The sequence below is a fragment of the Sulfurimonas hydrogeniphila genome (assembly GCF_009068765.1).
Taxonomy (GTDB): Bacteria; Campylobacterota; Campylobacteria; order Campylobacterales; family Sulfurimonadaceae; genus Sulfurimonas; species Sulfurimonas hydrogeniphila.
Genome location: NZ_CP035534.1, coordinates 1,871,609 through 1,890,234, shown reverse-complemented (window position 1 = coordinate 1,890,234; position 18,626 = coordinate 1,871,609). Strand labels below are relative to the sequence as shown.

21 protein-coding genes are annotated in these 18,626 nt (G+C 37.1%); 13 read left to right on the top strand and 8 right to left on the bottom strand.

The features are described from left to right. The first annotated feature begins 27 nt into the window (after positions 1–27). The 3 genes from ETP70_RS09930 to ETP70_RS09920 all read left to right on the top strand — a co-directional run bounded on the left by ETP70_RS09930 (position 28) and on the right by ETP70_RS09920 (position 3,710). Positions 28–1,272 (top strand): hypothetical protein, encoded by a 1,245-nt coding sequence (locus tag ETP70_RS09930; protein ID WP_151901032.1) that lies wholly within the window; start codon positions 28–30, stop codon positions 1,270–1,272. Continuing rightward, the gene (locus ETP70_RS09925) at positions 1,269–2,264 is read left to right on the top strand and encodes an AAA family ATPase (protein WP_151901031.1); all 996 of its coding nucleotides are present in this window, start codon (positions 1,269–1,271) and stop codon (positions 2,262–2,264) included. Before ETP70_RS09930 ends, ETP70_RS09925 begins: the two co-directional genes overlap by 4 nt. A gap of 306 nt (positions 2,265–2,570) precedes the next feature. After that, positions 2,571–3,710 (top strand): vWA domain-containing protein, encoded by a 1,140-nt coding sequence (locus ETP70_RS09920; RefSeq protein WP_151901030.1) that lies wholly within the window; start codon positions 2,571–2,573, stop codon positions 3,708–3,710. Here the strand turns inward: ETP70_RS09920 and ETP70_RS09915 are convergent. Next, positions 3,701–4,954, bottom strand: a complete 1,254-nt coding sequence (locus ETP70_RS09915; RefSeq protein WP_151901029.1) for a GGDEF domain-containing response regulator — start codon at positions 4,952–4,954, stop codon at positions 3,701–3,703. The genes ETP70_RS09920 and ETP70_RS09915 overlap by 10 nt on opposite strands. Positions 4,955–5,036: 82 nt before the next feature. Between ETP70_RS09915 and ETP70_RS09910 the strand changes: the two genes are divergently transcribed. Together ETP70_RS09910 and ETP70_RS09905 are read left to right on the top strand one after the other, a co-directional pair. Next, positions 5,037–6,305, top strand: a complete 1,269-nt coding sequence (locus tag ETP70_RS09910; protein WP_151901028.1) for an ATP-dependent DNA helicase — start codon at positions 5,037–5,039, stop codon at positions 6,303–6,305. After that, the gene (locus tag ETP70_RS09905) at positions 6,299–7,183 is read left to right on the top strand and encodes a DMT family transporter (protein WP_230973261.1); all 885 of its coding nucleotides are present in this window, start codon (positions 6,299–6,301) and stop codon (positions 7,181–7,183) included. The genes ETP70_RS09910 and ETP70_RS09905 overlap by 7 nt, the downstream gene beginning before the upstream one ends. A 14-nt stretch (positions 7,184–7,197) precedes the next feature. Here the strand turns inward: ETP70_RS09905 and ETP70_RS09900 are convergent, their stop codons facing one another. Together ETP70_RS09900 and ETP70_RS09895 are read right to left on the bottom strand one after the other, a co-directional pair. After that, on the bottom strand, positions 7,198–7,893 hold the full coding sequence (locus ETP70_RS09900; RefSeq protein WP_151901027.1) for a response regulator transcription factor: 696 nt from the start codon (positions 7,891–7,893) through the stop codon (positions 7,198–7,200). Further along, entirely contained in the window at positions 7,890–9,770 is a 1,881-nt protein-coding gene (locus ETP70_RS09895; protein WP_151901026.1) for a sensor histidine kinase, read from the bottom strand. Before ETP70_RS09895 ends, ETP70_RS09900 begins: the two co-directional genes overlap by 4 nt. Positions 9,771–9,927: 157 nt before the next feature. On the opposite strand from ETP70_RS09895, the gene ETP70_RS09890 reads away from it, so the two are divergent. The 5 genes from ETP70_RS09890 to ETP70_RS12695 all read left to right on the top strand — a co-directional run bounded on the left by ETP70_RS09890 (position 9,928) and on the right by ETP70_RS12695 (position 12,926). Continuing rightward, a complete protein-coding gene (locus ETP70_RS09890) occupies positions 9,928–10,644 on the top strand; it encodes a DUF4852 domain-containing protein (RefSeq protein ID WP_151901025.1) in 717 nt (238 codons plus the stop codon). A gap of 71 nt (positions 10,645–10,715) precedes the next feature. After that, positions 10,716–10,940, top strand: coding sequence for a hypothetical protein (locus ETP70_RS09885; protein WP_151901024.1), 225 nt, complete (start codon positions 10,716–10,718; stop codon positions 10,938–10,940). Between the two features lie 35 nt (positions 10,941–10,975). Beyond that, a complete protein-coding gene (locus ETP70_RS09880; protein WP_151901023.1) occupies positions 10,976–11,470 on the top strand; it encodes a hypothetical protein in 495 nt (164 codons plus the stop codon). A gap of 57 nt (positions 11,471–11,527) precedes the next feature. After that, on the top strand, positions 11,528–12,796 hold the full coding sequence (locus tag ETP70_RS09875; protein ID WP_151901022.1) for a diguanylate cyclase: 1,269 nt from the start codon (positions 11,528–11,530) through the stop codon (positions 12,794–12,796). 7 nt (positions 12,797–12,803) lie between these two features. Beyond that, positions 12,804–12,926 carry a hypothetical protein gene (locus ETP70_RS12695; protein WP_269138896.1) on the top strand — a complete coding sequence of 41 codons (123 nt, stop codon included), beginning with the start codon at positions 12,804–12,806 and terminating at the stop codon, positions 12,924–12,926. A gap of 22 nt (positions 12,927–12,948) precedes the next feature. Here the strand turns inward: ETP70_RS12695 and ETP70_RS09870 are convergent, their stop codons facing one another. The 4 genes from ETP70_RS09870 to ETP70_RS09855 form a co-directional block, all read right to left on the bottom strand. Further along, entirely contained in the window at positions 12,949–13,545 is a 597-nt protein-coding gene (locus ETP70_RS09870; protein ID WP_151901021.1) for a peroxiredoxin, read from the bottom strand. A gap of 74 nt (positions 13,546–13,619) precedes the next feature. Beyond that, complete coding sequence (locus ETP70_RS09865) at positions 13,620–13,874, bottom strand: hypothetical protein (protein ID WP_151901020.1); 255 nt, start codon at positions 13,872–13,874, stop codon at positions 13,620–13,622. Continuing rightward, entirely contained in the window at positions 13,855–14,283 is a 429-nt protein-coding gene (locus ETP70_RS09860) for an arsenate reductase ArsC (protein ID WP_151901019.1), read from the bottom strand. The genes ETP70_RS09865 and ETP70_RS09860 overlap by 20 nt, the downstream gene beginning before the upstream one ends. Beyond that, complete coding sequence (locus ETP70_RS09855; RefSeq protein ID WP_151901018.1) at positions 14,280–14,603, bottom strand: ArsR/SmtB family transcription factor; 324 nt, start codon at positions 14,601–14,603, stop codon at positions 14,280–14,282. The genes ETP70_RS09860 and ETP70_RS09855 overlap by 4 nt, the downstream gene beginning before the upstream one ends. 362 nt (positions 14,604–14,965) lie before the next feature. On the opposite strand from ETP70_RS09855, the gene ETP70_RS09850 reads away from it, so the two are divergent. The 3 genes from ETP70_RS09850 to ETP70_RS09840 are packed head-to-tail and all read left to right on the top strand — an operon-like array spanning position 14,966 to position 17,273. Then, positions 14,966–16,228 carry an arsenic transporter gene (locus ETP70_RS09850; protein WP_151901017.1) on the top strand — a complete coding sequence of 421 codons (1,263 nt, stop codon included), beginning with the start codon at positions 14,966–14,968 and terminating at the stop codon, positions 16,226–16,228. 57 nt (positions 16,229–16,285) lie between these two features. Beyond that, positions 16,286–16,726 carry a prepilin-type N-terminal cleavage/methylation domain-containing protein gene (locus ETP70_RS12730; RefSeq protein WP_283949347.1) on the top strand — a complete coding sequence of 147 codons (441 nt, stop codon included), beginning with the start codon at positions 16,286–16,288 and terminating at the stop codon, positions 16,724–16,726. A gap of 49 nt (positions 16,727–16,775) precedes the next feature. Beyond that, positions 16,776–17,273, top strand: coding sequence for a type II secretion system protein (locus ETP70_RS09840; protein ID WP_151901016.1), 498 nt, complete (start codon positions 16,776–16,778; stop codon positions 17,271–17,273). A gap of 113 nt (positions 17,274–17,386) precedes the next feature. On the opposite strand, the gene ETP70_RS09835 is transcribed toward ETP70_RS09840, so the two are convergent. Beyond that, positions 17,387–18,625, bottom strand: a complete 1,239-nt coding sequence (locus ETP70_RS09835; RefSeq protein WP_151901015.1) for a type II secretion system F family protein — start codon at positions 18,623–18,625, stop codon at positions 17,387–17,389. Position 18,626 lies beyond the last annotated feature (1 nt).

The window sequence follows — 18,626 nt, the reverse complement described above, 5'->3', positions numbered from 1 at the left end:
AAGTCGAAATATGTGTATAATTTGTGTATGAATTTACAGAATTTGAAAAATAAGACCATATTGCTGTTTGGAAAGAGCAGGGCTTTTAGTGAAGATGAGTTTGTGTCACAGCTGAAGTTTCATAATATTACCCTGTGTAAAGAAGTTACCGATGCGGTTACTCTTGTTGTTGAGGGGCGCATGATGAGTCCGTATGAACAAAACCTGAGTGATACCCTTTATGAAGAAGAAAAATATGAGTTTATGAATATAGATTTGTTTGAAAAACTTTTGGCAGAAGAGATTGACAGCGATACGCTGCTTATGAGTCTCAAACTCTCCAATGACAAAAAAAGATTAAAAAGTTTTTTGCAAAACAGCTGTATAGAAGATGCGCTTTTTTTTAAACTCTTAAAAATGTACTCTTTTGGCGGTGAAGATTTTTTCGAAAATGATGACAATCGTGATGTCTCTGCTGCTTTAATAGCAAGGTTTTATGAAAATATAGAGAGAAACCATAATGTACAGTATGCGACAACGGGAATTTATCATCTGATAGTACAAACAAAAAACGAACAGCTTTTAGAAGCCATTGCTTTTTTTGAGCCGAGCAAAAAACATCCCAAAATTATAAAAGCACTTGCCCTGCATCCAAAGCTTCCAAAAAGTGTGCAGAAAATGTTTTTAAAAAAAGGGGATGAAGCAACAAAAGAAGCGATGGCGTACAATGTCAATCTGGATAAAAATATAGCCCGTGAGTTGATAAAAAATAAAAAACTTGCCGAGATTGCAGCACAGAATATCAGGCTCGATGAGGAGATGTTCTCACTTTTGTCTGAGTGCAAAAATGCTTTGGCGGCAAATGAGACCTTAAATGAAGCTATGCAGCAGGAGCTTGTTACATGTAACGATGAGACAATTCATTTTGCTTTGGCTGCAAACAAGTGCTTACATGTAATTACATGTAAACAGCTGCTTTGTCTAAATAATGAGAGAATCAGACAAGTAATTTATGCCAACAGTGCAACGCCGAGAGATATTCTGAAGTCTGCCTATAAAGAGGGAAACTACAGTGAATCGCTGAGTCGCAACAATGCGACACCGCAAAATATTTTGGAAGAACTTTTTAAATGCGGGGATGCACAGATACTTCTGAATTTGGCAAAAAATGAAAATACTCCGGTAGATATTTTATATCAACTGCAACTTGAGAGCCGTTTTGAGCGGGCAGTCAAAACAAACAAAACCTTTTCAAAACATATACAAAGTGAAAATATAGGATGGTTAGTATGAGAGCAGGAGAATTGACACAGGCTCTGCAGGCACTGGTCTTGCAAAAAGTGCCCACATTTCTGTGGGGAGCACCTGGAATTGGAAAGTCTTCGATTGTCAAACAGATTGCAGAGAAAAACAAGCTTGGTTTTATTGATTTGCGTTTGGCTTTGATGGACCCGACAGATTTAAAAGGCATCCCTTTTTATGACAAAGAGTCACACACCGCACTTTGGGCTCCGCCTGCTTTTTTACCGAGTGAAGGCCAGGGGATTTTGTTTTTGGATGAGCTTAACTCTGCAGCGCCTGCCGTGCAGTCTTCGGCGTATCAGTTGATACTTGACAGACGTGTCGGTGAATATGAGTTGCCTGAGGGATGGGCTATAGTTGCTGCGGGAAACCGTGAGGGTGACAGAGGCGTGACCTACAGGATGCCGGCTCCTCTGGCAAACCGTTTTGTGCATTTTGAATTGGAAGTGAGTGTGGATGACTGGCGTGAGTGGGCATACAAATCCGGACTTGACAGTCGCATAATTGCCTACATAAGTTATAAAAATGAGCATCTCTTTACCTTTGATGCAAAAAAAGAGCATAAAAGTTTTGCAACACCCAGAAGCTGGGAATATGTCGGGAGTATTTTACAAAGTGCTCTGCCTGCATCTGTGCTTTTGGAAACAGTGAGCGGTGCGGTAGGACGGGATGTTGCCGTTTCATTTTTGAGTTTTTTAAAAGTGATGGACAGGCTGCCCGATATTGGGAAGATACTCAGTGCAGATGATTTTGTTTACAGTGATGAGGTCGATGTTTTGTATGCTTTGAGCTCTGGACTGGTGAGTCACTATCTGCAAAATCCAAGCGATGAGCGATTGGAAAATTTACTCCGATATACGCTCAAGCTCAAAGGGGAATTTGCCGTGATGATAGCACAGGATTTACAACGAGCGGGCATCACTATGGAAGGCTCAACCGTCTTTAAAGAGTGGGTAAAAAAGTTTTCCTATCTGTTGCAATAGCCGACACGAACACACTGGTCTCAAAGGGTGTTTTCCCCGGAATCCGTACTTTAGTCCGGGCTGAGAATGACAAGAAAGTTCAAACAGTCGGCACTGAAGTACCGATTCCGGGAGGATATGTAGTTTTTTCGGAACGCGGACTTCAATTTGGCTACCAAAATACAGCATCTCTTCGGAACCGGTACTTCAGTGCCGGCTGTTGCAATAGTCTTGCCACTTTCGCCCGGACTGAAGTCCGCGTTCCGAAAAAATCTGCTTAACTTAATGACATTGATCGGTTTTAAAAAACAGGAGTGAAGGAAAAATATGCAAAAAACAGAAGAAAAAATCTCGCAGGCAAAAGCAAAACTTTTGCTTGAATATCCTTATTTTGGAACCCTTGCCTCCAAAATCGATGTTGTGATGAATGATGATATTGAAGCCTTTAAAAGTGACGGTAAAAAGCTTGAGATCAACAGCGATTATCTGAAAAACCTGGAACTCAGTGAAATGGAATTTGTCTTTGCCAACGGGGCGATGCATGCCAGCCTGGCTCATGAGATGCGTAAAAACAAACGCACTGGCTGGCTCTGGCAGATGGCTACGGATATGGCAGTCAATGATATGCTTGTACAAAACGGCTTGGATATGCCCTATGGTGCACAATACCGGGAACGTTTCAGCGGGATGTATGCAGAGGAGATTTATGCCGAGTTAAAAGATGATATTCTGCGTGATGATGAAGACTTGGAGTATGAAGCCGATGATGCAGGTGATGTAGAGCAAAAAGAGAACAATGAGCAGGAGCAACAGAGTTCAGAACAACAGTTGCAAGAAGAAATTTTGCAAGAACAGCTTTTTGCAGAGGAAGCCATTGCTCTTTTGGAATCCAAAATGCACAAAGGTGAAGCACCGGTGACGATTGAGCGTTTTTTCCAACTGGGTGATTTTGGAAAAATTGACTGGCGAAATGAACTGAGGATTGCACTTGACCCGTATTTTCGAGATGATTATGTCATGATGCCGCCTTCTAAAAAACTGCTCTACAGGGGTATATACCTGCCTTCGAATATTTCTCAGACTTTCCGTCTTGTGATTGCAGTGGACAGTTCCGGTTCCATTGATACAGTGCTTTTAAATGAATTTTTGAGTGAAGTAAACTTTTTAATGACATTGGTGCAAAATTATCAGATTGAACTGCTTGTATGCGATGAAAAAATCCAATCACACAGTACTTTTTATAGTGGAGAAAGATTGGAAATTGATATAAAAGGCGGCGGGGCAACTGATTTTCGTCCTGTGTTTTACTTTATAGAAGAAAACTTTGATGATGTGAAACTGCTTTTGTATTTTACAGATCTGGCAGGAGTTTTTCCGAAAAATGCACCGGATTATGAGGTGAAATGGATAAGTTCCAAGGAAAAGGAACTTCCGTTTGGAACACTGATAAAACTGGATCAGGCTTGAAAAACAACCTGATTTCTTCCGTTCTTTTTTGCATTGTATAAAAGCATATCGGCTGCATTAATATTCTCCTCAAGAGATTCCTCTTCGTTAAAGAGTGTTGCACCTATTGAGACAGTGAAATTTATATACTTGTCATCTTTTAGATGATATGAGAATTTTTCCACTTCTTCTCTGAGCCTGTTGAAAATTTCTTCTGCACTGTACTGATTGATATTTTTCAGTACAACACAAAACTCTTCTCCTCCAAACCTTGCTACAATATCATGCGGATTTGTAGAACTTCTCAGGATATCTGCGAGGGCGATGATGATTTTGTCTCCTGTATCATGACCATAAGTGTCATTAATGTTTTTAAAGTGATCTATGTCTATCATCGCGATGGCAAATTTTTCACCGCTGTTTTTAACTTCGTCGATATATTCATTTATTGTGTCAAAAAAGTATCTGCGGTTATACAGCCCTGTGAGGTAGTCACGGTTTGCGTAGTTTGTGATCATCTGTATATTTTCCAAAGCTTCTATGGAATTGTTAATGCGGCAGGAAAATTCCTCTTTGGAAAAAGGCTTTTTAACATAGTCATTTGCTCCGTGTTTTAAAAAGAGTGCCGTTATCTCTTCATCTTCATTTGAAGACAGAACAAGAATGCAGAGTTCGTTTTTGGTATATGTTTTTCTGATTTCAATAACAAGTTCCAGACCATCCATAACAGGCATATTGTAATCAGTCAGAACAAGAGAGATATCAGGTTGTGACTTTAGCATGCCGATTGCTTCTTCTCCATGAGCTACACTGATGACTTGAAAAAAAAGATTTTCCAGCATTGTTTGCATTTGTTTTCTAAAAACTCTTGAATCATCCACGACAAGCACTTTGTGCTTTGCATTGTTTTGCAGACGCTGTATAGCATGAATAATATAATTTATATCATCTACACCGCTTTTATTGACATAATCAATTATATTTTTTTTAAGAATCTTTTTTCTGAATTCCTTGTCAATATTTCCGCTTAAAATTATTGTACGAATATTCTTTTCTGTCACAAAATCAACAATCTCTCCATTTGGAGCATCGGGAAGATTTATATCTAAAAGTGCTATGAAGTATGTATATCGTGCGATGAACAGTTTTGCTTCTGCCATCGAATATGCTACATCAACTGTCAGCCCAAGTGCTGATTGTAGCTTTTTTGCAATAAGTTTTGCCAGTGTTTTATTATCTTCTACAATTAAAATTTTTTTATTCATATTTGAACGAATCCTATTATGTTATAGAGAAAGTATACAGTTATTAATCTGAGATTATACTAAGAATGGCTATTATCCGTGTATGAATTATAAAGCCTTGATACTTGATAAATTAGACAGGAAACAGAATATTTTTTTAACAGGCGGTGCCGGTGTTGGAAAAACGACTGTTACAAGAGAAATTATTGCAGCATTTGAGAGGGAGGCAAAAAAAGTTGCAAAACTGGCTTCAACCGGAATGGCTGCTACACTTATAGGTGGGCAGACACTGCACAGCTTTTTTGATTTGGGGATTGCTTCGGATGTGGATGAGTTGCAAAAAAATGCAAAATTTGAAATTAAAAAGAAGATTAAAAAACTGATATTGAGCATGGATTTAATCGTTATTGATGAGATTTCCATGGTCAGTGATACACTCTTTGCAATGATAGAACTGCGTCTTAAGCAGGCAGATTTTAATGGCTCTTTGCTGCTCGTAGGTGATTTTTTGCAACTCCCCCCGGTTGTACGCGGTTATGGCGAAGTAAAATTTGCTTTTGAATCACCCGCCTGGCAGAATTTCTCTTTTGAAACAGTGGAACTGACACATATCTACAGAACAGATGATCTTCGTTTCATAGAGCTTTTACATGCAGTGCGATTTGGCAGGATAGATGAACAGACGCATAATCATCTGAACGAATTTATAAAGCCATTGCCCGCTGATTTGAGTCAGTTTACATTTTTGTTTGGCAAAAATGCTTCGGCTGCAAAACACAATAAAGCCCAGCTTGATTTTATAGATGAGGCTTTACATGTAAAGGAAGCACAGATTGTAAAACATCTCAAATCAACGAAGGACAAAGAAGTGGAGCGTTTTATGGATGATGCCAGAATAGATAAAGAACTTGCATTGAAAGTGGGTGCTCCTGTTTTGTTTACACGAAACGCCTGGAACTACTTTAACGGAGAAAGAGGCACTGTTGTGAATGTGGATGAGTGCTATGTGTATGTGCAAAAGAGTGACGGCAAAGTGGTAAAACTTGAGCCGAGTGCACAAAGTAAGGCCGTATGGAAAGAAAAGAGTGTAGAGGGAAAAAAAGAGATGGTGGAAGAGAATGTTTTTACGGTCTATCAGTTTCCAATAAAACTTGCGTTTGCGATAACCATCCATAAGTCACAGGGGATGTCCATCGAAGATTTGATTATAGAGACCAATGAGATTTTTGCACCTTCTCAGTTTTATGTGGCACTTTCACGTTCCTGTAATCCTGCAAGACTCACACTTATTGCCCCAAAAAGACAATGGTATGAGCTTGCATATGTAAATCCAAAAGCTTTGAATTTTGTACAAAAGGAAGAGGCTTGTTGAAAAATGTAGAGAGCGGCATACTTTTTATGCTTGGTGCGGCTTTGATTTCTGCACTCAACGGAGCGTTGACTAAAATACTCTCCGAAGATATTTCTGCTTTGGAAATTGTTTTTTTTCGCAATCTCATCGGAATTTTTATCATACTGTATACGCTGCAACATACGGCGCCAAAACTTACAGGCGGAAAGATTTATATGCTTTTTACCCGCGGGCTTTTTGGATTTATGGCAATGATCCTCTTTTTTTATACCATTAGCGTTATTCCTTTGGGCGAGGCGATAACTCTGAACAAAACCTCTCCCTTTTTTGTAACACTGTTTGCCTATTTTCTTCTGCATGAACGTTTAAACAAATCGACACTGCTGGCACTGTTTATAGGCTTTTTCGGCGTTGTTCTCATAACCAAACCTTTTGGAATGAGCTTTTCATATACCCATTTCCTGGGTATTTTGGGCGGTTTTTTTGCAGCAGCAGCATATACAACGATAAAAAAAATAAAAGATATATATGACTCACGTGTGATTGTCCTCTCCTTTGTGGGTGTAGGAACATTTTTGCCGGCATTGTTGTTCCTGACTGCACCCTTTGTCAATGCTCCTGCTTCGTTAAGCTTTTTGTTCCCTGAGTTTATTTTGCCGACTACATTGCATGTATGGCTTTTGGTGGTTTTTATGGCATTTATATCGACACTCTCCCAGTGGCTCCTGACAAAAGCATACAGTGCGCAAAACTTAAGTATTATAGGTGTTGTCAGTTATACAAATATTCCCTTTGCCATAGGTTTTGGGTATCTGCTTGGTGACAGTTTTCCGGATATATTGACATTTACAGGCATAATTTTTATCATATCTGGTGGTATTTTGGTAAGCAGGCGTTAAAGAATGAAATTATTTCATTCCACTTGCTGCAAGGGTTTAAGAGTATACAAACCACCATATATATTTATTAAAATTCCATCAGGGAGTTTTTTTCGAAGCTTCTTTATAAGTGTTCTTATAGAAGCAGCACTGTATTCTTTATCATTGTCCTCCCAAATGTTAACAAAAATATCAAATGAATTGAGCGATTTGTTTACATTGAGACATAATAGATGCAAAAGTTTCGTTTCATAATTACTTAACAAAATCAATGTATTATTGACAAAATATTCTTTTGTATCCAAATTATATGTTGAGATTGTATTCAAGTGTATAATATTCTTGGTAAAAGATTCAGTTTTTAATAATTCCAATGCTATATCTATACTCTGTGTTAATTCTTTTCTTTTGATAGGTTTTACTAAATAGTTAAGCATTTGCATACTTAAAGCCTCAAGCAGTTTTTCTTTTTCAGAGTGTGCAGTAAGTATAATGATTTGTGTATGTTTGGAGATTTTTCTTATCTCTTTTGAAAGTTCCAAGCCTGATAAAAAGGGCATTGTAATATCTGTAAGAACAATGTGAGGGGAATGTGTCTTGTATAAACTAAGCGCTTCTTCTCCGTTGTCAGCCTCATAAACAGTACAATTGTATCGACTTTTTATATAGGCAATATGATTTTTCCTTGTGGTGTACTCATCTTCTGCATACAGTAGTGTAAAATTTTTCATAATATTATGCTAAACAGCGCTCCTTTTTGAGTGTTTTTGACATACAATTCTCCTTTTAGACTATTTTCTACCAGCATCTTTGCCATATATAGACCAATACCGATTCCGTTTGATTTAAATTTGGTTGTGAAGTAGGGTTCAAAAATTTTCTCTAAAATTGTTGTATCTATACCGCCTGCATTGTCTTCAACTTCAATAATGGCTTTTCCATCTGCATTCTTTAATGTAATATGAATTTTCCTATATTCCATATTTTTATTTTTAAATGCATCGACAGCATTAATTAAAAGTACATGAAGGACTTGAATGAAATCATTGCTGTTTATCTTTGCCGAAATGCTTTGGGAAATATCTACTTTTACTGTTATTGTTTGTAGTTTTGTATCGATTAATCGTAGTGCCTGAGAGATAAGGTCTTCTAATTTTGCTACGGTTATATTTTTAGAGCTCTCTTTAAAATAGTTGCTGAAATTTTCAATAGTCTGGGACATGTGTTGTGTAATTGTTTCTATTCGTTCTATATCTGTATCTAGTGTTTTTGGTGTAATTTTTTTTGTATAAAAATCAGCATCAATTTTCATTGCTACTGCATTAAGTTCAGATAATGGCTGTCGCCATTGATGCGCAATATTTTGTAACATTTCTCCCATTGCAGCTAATTTGTTTTGGCGCTGGAGATGATTATTTTTATGTTGATTTTCTCTTTGCAGCGTGTGTATTTGTCTTGATAATATTATGGAAAAGGAGAAAATTTCAAAAATGACAGTTATCTCAAAGAGGTATGCAATAGGTTTGCTTAAAAACCCTACATAATAAAGCATGGTAAAAATCATTCCACCTAGAGAAACTCCCCAAATAAAAGCAAAATATTTTGCATATTTTTCTTTTTTTGTTACTGCAAGATAGATACTGACAGCCTCTAAATATAAAGCAAAAACAATGGCCAAAGGTGTCATATATTTTAGAAGATAATTCTGGTGTGAATTAAACAGAACAATCAAGACAATTAAAAACATAATTAACACAAAGGAATAATAAATTTTTTTATAATTATGTAAATTTAAAAATTTATTGGTAAAAAGAAAAATGGAAAAGACTACTGTAGCCAAATAATAAACAGGCATATATGCCTGTTGGTAAATCAGTGTTTGGTTGTTTTGCAGAAAATATGCGATCATACCGCTTAAAGAAAGGTGATGTATAAAAATCATTGCTATAAAAAGAGCATAATAAAAATAGCTTGAATTGTCACTGTGAATACTTATACTTATTGCATAGATAAATGCAACAAGCAAAATACTGAAAAAAACAGTTAAGAGAAGCTGATGGCGAAGTTCTTCATTTTTATACATTTTGTAATCTTGTAGTTTTAGATGAAAATGGAGCGAGTGGGTCATAGGACGAAGTGCAAAAAGAAAAGTTTTTTCTTCATGGGGACGAAGTGAAACTTCAAATGTGAAAAAAAGTTCATTTTTGAATTTTTTTCTTTGCAGAACTCCGTTTTTCTCTTTTCTTTTGAGTGTATTATTCGCATCGATTTCATAAAGATCGCAAACAGCAAGGTTTGGTGCATCAAGGGTAAAATAGCGTATTATTTGTTTGTTTGAAGTGTTTTTAAGAATAGATTTTATCCAAAGTGTGTCTTTGAAAATATATCCAAAATTAAAAAAATCTTTTGTACTTTTTTGAAATAATATTGATTTTTGCAGTATGTCACTCACTGATTTTTGACTGTTTTTATCTAAAAACCAGGAGCTTTCTTTCAAGAGATTAAGATTACTTGTATTTTCATTTATGGACGTAATGCTTTGTGCATTAACAGACAATTGCATCAGCAAAAGAAGAGAAAAAAAATACTTACATGTTGAAAATTTCAATAATGGGCCTTATGCAGTTGCAATATTATTTCGAAAGTGTATCATTTTTACATAAAGAGAATCTTTTTATCTGTTTTTTTATAACAATTAATATTTTTCACATTTGGCACACACTTTTTTTATAGAATTTCGTGAAATTAAAACACAAAGGAAATAAATGAAGAAAGTAATACTTGCAGGAATACTAACAATGAGTGCCAGCCTTTTTGCAGAGGTCGATTTAAATGAACATAAAACTATTGACAAGATAGCATTAGCAGGATTAAATGCAAACATAGCAAAAGTTGATAAAGCTGCAGCCGGTCGTTGGTATTTATATCAGGGAGAAACAGCTGTTTGGAGAAAAGTAAGAAATGATGAATTTGAACTTGACGGTGCAATTGAAGAGGCATATACGCATTTTCTAAATAAAATAAAAGAAAATAAAGACATAATTGGACAAACAAGTGTATTAAGACTGGGGGCACAGTTTGGAAAATATAACTTTAAAAAACAAGAATTTCCTCTGTCACTTATGAGTAAAAATTCGTATATATCATATTATGGATCCGTTTTGGCATATAACGGGAAGACTAAATTGTCATTTGATAATATTAATCCTAATAATACAATACTTCCAATGATAAAAGCAGATGCTAAGCAATTTATGAAAGCAAGAAAGAACAGCAGAGGCAGTGTAGATAGAGATTTGACTGCAAAATATTCTTATGTAATTAAAAAAATAATCTCTTCATCTGAAAATATTGAACAATGTCAGGAAAATTTTCGCGGATGTAGTGATGATATTAATGTGAAAGTGATCGGACATATAACGAAGCTGGAAATTTTAGGCAAAGATGGCAAAGTTTTAAAAACATATGACAACTATAAGTAAAAGTACAGATAACTGAAAAACGGAGGAATTAAAATGAGTGAAAAAAAACAAAGAGTAGAGGTCAATAGATAATGAAAAAAGTTTTATTAACAGTAAGTATTTTAGGTATAGTTATGTTTTCTGGATGCAGTTCTGATTCAAAAGAGTCTTTAAGACAAGAAATGAAAACACTTTTTCAAGATTGTTATAATTTGAAATATTCAAAAGAGGAATGCAGAGAAAAAGGTGTAGAACTTGGAGAAAGAATCAAAGACTTCAACAGAGGAGCCTCTTCAGAAGATAAAATCCGATTATAGTCTATAAAATTCTATCAAGAATGCAAGGTAGTGCAATGAATAAAATGATAATTACTATGATAATCTTACTGTACGGATTAGTCTATGCTGATTCTTATAGCAAAAAAAATATTTTAGGAGTATGGGAGGTTTCGTCAGTAAAACCAAATGGTTTTGCCTCCTTTGGAAAAGAATTTTCAAAAACCAGAGGTGAAATTTATACTCTTTCCTTTAACAAAAGGGGAGAAGTGAAAAATAAAACTACAAATACTGTGTATAACTATGAAGTTGTCAATGGAAATTTGAAAATCTATCCAACGAAAACATATAAAAAAAACTATAAAATCAAAGATAAAAGACATTATGACCTGTGGAAAATCTCAAAGAACTACGAGAATTGTTACCAAGCTAATATAGTGCAGAAAAAAATTCCGGGTTATTATCGTAAAAACGGGTATAAATGGTGTAAAGTACAAGAGTATCCGAAAATTATATTTAGTGTGTTTCCGTCTTCTTCTCTGCCACAACAAACAATGAAAAATCCCAATTAAGCTTTTTGGCAGAAAACAAAGGTTATCATTTAAATATATTAAAAAAGGCAAGATTAGATGCAAGGTGCGGACAGAAGTGTTACTATTGCAATAGATGAACTTCCTGATAATGTTGTTATTTATAAATTTGAAAAGAATGATTTTATTTTTGTGGATTTAAATAAAAATGTTGAGAAAACTGAAAATATTTCTAAAAAGCAACTGATAGGCAAAAAATTGACAGAAGTTTTTCCCGGAGTAAAAGAGTTCGGGCTTTTTGATGTTTTGTTGCAGGTCCATGAAGACGGCAAAGCAAGAGATCTTGACACAAGGCTTTACAAAGATGAGAAGCTCAGCGGCTGGCGATATAACAGTGTAAGAAAACTGCCAAACGGTGAACTGATAGTCTTTTACAAAGATATGACGAGGTGTAAGCAGATGGAAGAAGAGTTGTATTATCTGGATAAAGAAACAGTGCTTGAGAGAAAAAAAGTGCAACTTCTTGCACAGGCTTTGGAACAGACTGATGACATGGTGTTGATTACCGATGCAAACGGTATCATAGAGTATGTCAATGATTCTGTGATTGAAAAAACAAAATATGAGAGAGAAGAACTGATAGGCAACAAAACAAATATTTTTAAATCAGGAAAACATACACAGGAGTTTTATAAGAATCTTTGGGAGACAATACTCGCTGGAAAGAATTATCATAATATTCTGATTGATAAGACAAAAGATGACAGGCTCTATTATGCAGACTTGAAAATAACACCGCTCTTTGATGAAAACAGAAATATTCAAAACTTTGTTTCCACAAGTACAGATATAACAAGCCGCATTGAGATGGAAAAAGAGCTGAAGAAACTGGCAACCATAGACAGCTTGACGGAAATATACAACCGTTACAAAATAGATGATGCGATAAATATAGAAATACAAAGATATAAACGCTATAAAGAACCGTTTTGCATACTAATGTTTGACATAGATCATTTTAAAGTTGTCAATGATACATACGGCCATGATATAGGAGACAGAGTGTTAAAAGCTTTGAGTCGTCTGGTTTTGAAGCATATTCGCAAAACTGATATATTTGGTCGCTGGGGAGGTGAAGAGTTTGTTGTCATACTGGAAAATACAACAAAAGAGAAGGCTGTTGTCATTGCCGAAAAAATAAGAAAGAGAGTTGAGGCATATACTATAGATAAAAAATATAAAATCACGATCAGTATAGGCGTTGCCGAGTATCAGGAGCCGCAGACGAGAGAAGAACTGGTGAAAAAAGCAGATGACGCTTTGTACAGAGCGAAACAAAACGGGAGGAATCAGGTTGTTGCTGCATAAAAATTTATTGTTGGTTTTATTGTTGGCGGTTGTCAGTTTCAGCGGATGTGTATCGCATCAGGATAAAGGGTATTATGAAAGAGCAAACAAGGCAAGCGAGAAAGCACTGCAGAAGCTAGACAGAGAGTAAAAACTCTCTTATCTAAAGATTTTTATAACTCTTTTTCGTGTTTTGCCAAGTACTCGGCAACACCTTCGGCGTCAGGTTTCATACCCTCGTCACCTTTTTCCCAGCCGGCAGGACAAACTTCACCGTACTCATCAGTAAACTGCTGTGCATCGATCATTCTGAGCATTTCATCAACATTACGTCCAAGTGGAAGGTCGTTGATAACCGCATGACGAACAATGCCTTTGTCATCTATTAAAAATGAACCGCGAAGTGCTACTGCATTGTTTAAAAGTACATCATAAGCACGGGAAATATCTTTTGTCAAGTCTGCAACAAGAGGGAAATTGATACGGCCGATTCCGCCTTTTTCAACCGGAGTTTCTCTCCATGCAAAGTGAGAAAACTGTGAATCAACTGAAACACCTACAACGTTCACACCTCGTTTTTGAAATTCATCGTATCTGTGAGAAAATGCAATGATTTCAGATGGGCAGACAAAAGTAAAGTCTAACGGGTAAAAGAATACTACAGTACCTTTTTCACCGAAATTTTCGCTTAATTTGAAGTCTTCTACGATTGAGCCATCAGCTAAAACTGCTGTAGCTGTAAAATCTGGAGCTGGATTTGTTACTAACATATATATGTCCTTGTGTTTAATTTTATAAACCGATTCTATCTAATTTTTACTAATAAAAATCTATATTTTTTGAGTTAATTTATAACTTTTGATTTTGCCAGTGCGGCTTCTATCTCTTGGGTGCTTACATCACCGTCAAGCTTTAACGAAACATCGCCGTCTTTTCCGCTGACAGACATATTTTTGATTTTGCTTTTTGTGGCATCACTCATACATTCGCATTTTCCTGTGGCACAGTTTTCTACCATGGAAACGATATTTTGCTTTTTGACTGCACCACTGAAGGAAATTTTTACACCGCTGTCTGTTTTATTTACTTTTCTGTTCATCGCATAACTCCTCTTTTATGATTGGCAATAACTTTTTTTCTATTAAATTGAGAGTTTTTTCATACTCCGCTTCTGCTTTGCCGCTTGGATCTTCAAAGCTTACATGTAAGGTCTTTACCGCTTTGGCAAAGACGGGACAGCTCTCTTTTGCAGCGTCACAGACCGTAATGACCAGATCAAAAGGAGTATCCAGCACCGTTTCAATCACCTTTGAATGATACTCATCTTTCCAATACCCTTTTTGTTTGAGCAGTGCCTGTGCGTGAGGGTTTACCTTGCCGCTTGCTTTGACACCCGAACTTTGGGCATGCACACACTCACCAAGTTTCGCATTGACAAGGGCTTCGGCCATGATGGAGCGGCAGCTGTTGCCGGTGCAGAGAATTAAAACTTCTTTTTTTTGACTCATATTTTACATGCTCCGTTTTGGGATGATTTTTTCAAAGGCGGCAAGGCTATTTCCAAATGCCGAATTTCTCTTAAAGCCTCTGTGCGAAATCTGTCAAGCGGTGAGCGAATAGCATAAAAGCCCCAGGTGCCTTTTCTCTCAACTCTTAAAAATCCGGCTTCTTTGAGTATTTTCAGGTGCCGTGAGAGGCGTGACTGAATCATATCAAGCGATTCCTGCAAATCACAGACACAACACTCCCCGTGTTCATCCAAAAATCGCAGTAAAAGGACTCTTGTTTCATCATTTAATGCCGAAACAGTTTTTAAAAATATTTCCATTGCATCCTCCGTTTGCAAAATTATAGCAGATTAAAACACAAATATCAAGATATATTGATTTATAGATTTTATTTCGTTATACTTTCACCAAAGCGTACAAATTATGCAGGACAATTACAACAGTCACGAAAGTTGTAACAGCCGGCACTGAAGTACCGGTTCCGAGGTGTTTTTGGAATAGAGACTGCGTCATGAAGTGAAGTAACTTTTTGGGAACCCGTACTTCAGTGCGGGCTTTGTGTCTTTTAAGCCTGATGCCATTAAGTTAAACAGCTTTTTCGGAACCGGTACTTCAGTGCCGGCTGGGAGCAGTAGGGCTGCAACAACAGTATTGATTTTAAAAATAGTATAAAAGGTGAAGTATGGTACTTGCATTTGGTTTGTTTTTAGTGACATTGGTTTTTATCATCTGGCAGCCCAGAGGTTTGCAGATTGGGACAACGGCGGTTATTGGCGCTGTCGTCGCTCTAGTGCTGGGTATAGTGAGTTTTGATGATGTGCTCACAGTGATAGATATAGTCTGGGATGCGACACTCTCTTTTATAGGCATTATCATCCTTTCCATGGTACTGGATGAAATAGGCTTTTTTGAGTGGGCAGCCATTAAAATGGCGCGTCTCAGCGGTGGAAACGGAAACAAAATGTTTGTCTATATTTTACTCTTAGGGGCAGTTGTGGCAGCCTTCTTTGCCAATGACGGGGCAGCTTTGATTTTGACACCGATTTTACTGGCAAAGATGAAATACCTGAAAATGAAACCCTTGCCTATTTTTGCTTTTTTAATGGCAGGCGGTTTCATAGGCGATGCCGCATCAAACCCGCTCGTGATTTCAAACCTGACAAATATCGTAACGGTGGGCTACTTTGACATAGGTTTTGTGGAGTATGCCAAAAATATGTTCCTGCCAAATCTTTTGAGTATTTTTGCTTCCATTGCCGTTTTATGGATTTACTTTCGAAAGGATATTCCTTTACATGTAAACGTAGAAGCCTTGCCTGAAGCCTCTACAGTCATAAAAAGCTCTGTAATGTTTAAAATTTCATGGGCTTTTTTGGTACTTTTGATGTTGGGCTATTTTATAGGCGATAGATTTCACCTGCCCGTGTCTCTCTTTGCACTCGGCGGGGCTTTGGTGTTTTTGGCAATTGCCAACCATTACAAGGCTGTCAAACCGATAATGACCATAAAAGCGGCACCCTGGCAGATTGTATGGTTCAGTATCGGGCTGTATGTTGTTGTGTACGGCTTGAAAAATGCAGGATTAACGGACATCATTGCTTCATGGATAGCAATGCTCAACACACAGGGCACAACGGCAGCTGTCATAGGTACGGGCTTTTTGTCGGCCGTTATCAGTTCTGTGATGAACAATATGCCGACAATTATGATTATGGACATTGCTATTGACAAAGTCGGATATATAGGCAATGAAGCTTTGGTATATGCCAATATACTCGGAGCAAACCTTGGACCGAAAATGACACCCATAGGTTCTCTCGCAACACTGCTGTGGTTACATGTACTCGCACAAAAAGGAGTAAAAATAGGCTGGGGCGAATATATGAAAGTAGGAATTGTAGTAACACCTCCTGTTTTATTTATCGCACTTTTGGGATTAATTTAAGTTTTTTAAGTTTTAAGCCGATATAATGAGTATGATATATTAATGCAAGGAAGTAATATGAAAAGAAGCGGTTTTACTCTTATAGAGTTAATTTTCGTAATTGTGATCATTGGTGTTTTGGCAGCAGTAGCTGTTCCGAAATTTAAAAACTTGAAACAGAGTGCAGAGGCGAATAATATCATTAAAGTTACGACTGATATGGCAAGTGCGGGTGCATCTACAGCAGTAAATCAAAGAGACTTAGAAGATAATGCGACATATGCACTGCAGGATTTAGTAAATCTTAATGGTAAAAACTGGGTTTGGACGGATGCAAATACATCTCAATACCAAGATCCAAACAATGCTAATGCGGTTGTTGCACAGATTCAAATGACGGATAACTCTACCATTGTTTATGGTGTTGATTGTAATCAGCTTGGTGATCCTCAAACAAAAGCAAAATGTGCCAAGTTGAATGACAATAACAGCACGACAGCACACACTATAACATTTTAATTATATTATAAAGAAGGGATAGTCTCTCTTCTTTATATAAAGGGCTTGTTTGAAAAAAGCATTTACACTCATAGAACTAATTTTTGTTATTGTAATCATCGGTGTTTTAGCCGCAGTTGCTATACCAAAATTTAGTCACCTCTCTTCAAATGCCAAAATCTCTTCTGAAATGGCAACGGCTGCGACGGTGCAGTCTGCACTCGATGATATTCATGCCGACTGGATAACCGCTGAGGGTACATTCAGCTGGGGAAACGGCAACAGTATTGACTGCAACAACGGGAGTGATGCTCTTTTTGACTGTGACAACGGTTACCCTAAAAAACTGGGTGAGTGTGCAGCAACAAATTCCCAGGCTTTTAAGTATCTGCTGAAAAATCCGGCAAGTGTGGATGCAAAATGGAGCTGCACGGCAAACAACGACTACCACGGACCGGCATCAAGCACAAGCAGCGGTATTGGCGAAAACAGCAGTGACAAACCTGACAGTACAGACCATTGGGAATACAATGATGTCAACGGAACTTTTATACTTATAGAGGGATAGAACTTTCTTATAAATTTGACATTTTGTGTATAATCCATAAAGCAAATCCCAGTATAAATGCACTTACAATTGCTATACCGATACTCCCTGTCTCTATATCCATTCTGACTCCTTTAGTTTGCCATATCGACCATATTCCACATTGGCAGGAAAATTCCAAGTGCAAGCATTAAAACAAATCCTGCAATTGCCCCAAGCAGTATAGGCTCTATCAGTGTAGCAATATTGTCGACAATATAGCTGAATCTGTCTTTGTAAATTTTGACAACTTTTTGCAGCATTTTATCCAAACCACCACCGGTTTCACCCGCTTTTATCATCTCAACAACCATATTTTCAAAAAGTTCTGTCTCTTCAAAACCCTGGTTCAGACTTTTCCCCTCTTCGATAGCACTCGCAATTCTGTCTACTTTTTGTTTGATGTAGACATTGTCTATAATTCCGGAGGCTATGCGCAGAGCTTCAAGCATGGGAATTCCTGCTTTGACAAGTACGCTGAACACATAGACAAAACGACTGATCATTGCAAAAAAAGTTGCTTTGCCGATAATGTAAATTTTAAGTATCAGTTTATCCAAAAACATATGAACTTTGTCGCTCTTTTTATACATGTAAGAAATAGTAAGCGCCAAAAATACAGCACCGGCAAGAATATAGGGACCATAGACACGTAAAGCATACTCCAGCCAGAGTAAAAACTTTGTCGGCAGAGGCAGTTCCATTTGTGAACTTTCAAAGATAGACTTAAACTGGGGAATAACAAAAATTGTCACAACACTAAATGCAATACCCATGGCTGTCACGATGACCAGCGGATAGCGTGTGGCTTTTTTGAATTTTTTTCGGTTATCCAGAATGTCTTGGAGTATATCGGTGAGATGTGTGAGTGATTCAGCTATTTGGCCTGTCTCTTCACCAAGCTGAATCATGGCAACAGTGAGACTTCCAAGCTGCTCTTGAAACGGAAGCACGGAAGCATAAAAACCTTTTCCGCTCTCTATGTCGTTTAAAACTTTTTCAAATATGGCTTTGAGCGCTTTGTCTTCCTGGTGTTTTGTTACTTCGCTGAGTGTATAGTTGAGAGGAAGCCCTGCATCAAGCATAATTGCCATTTGATCGAGCAGTGCTATGAGCCTCTCCTGATCAACTTTTCCCTTGCCTATAGGGTCGTTGTATTTTGCCAAAAGGTCTTGAAATGACTGTTCAAGCGGTTTTGAAGTCTCTTGAATTTTTACAAGAACGCCAAGTTCCATTTCAAAAAACTTCTCCATGGCTTCTATCTTGTTTTGTGCTTCGAGAACAACGGAGGAACGTTTTTTCCCAAATTTGTAATCAATTTTAAAATACTTCACC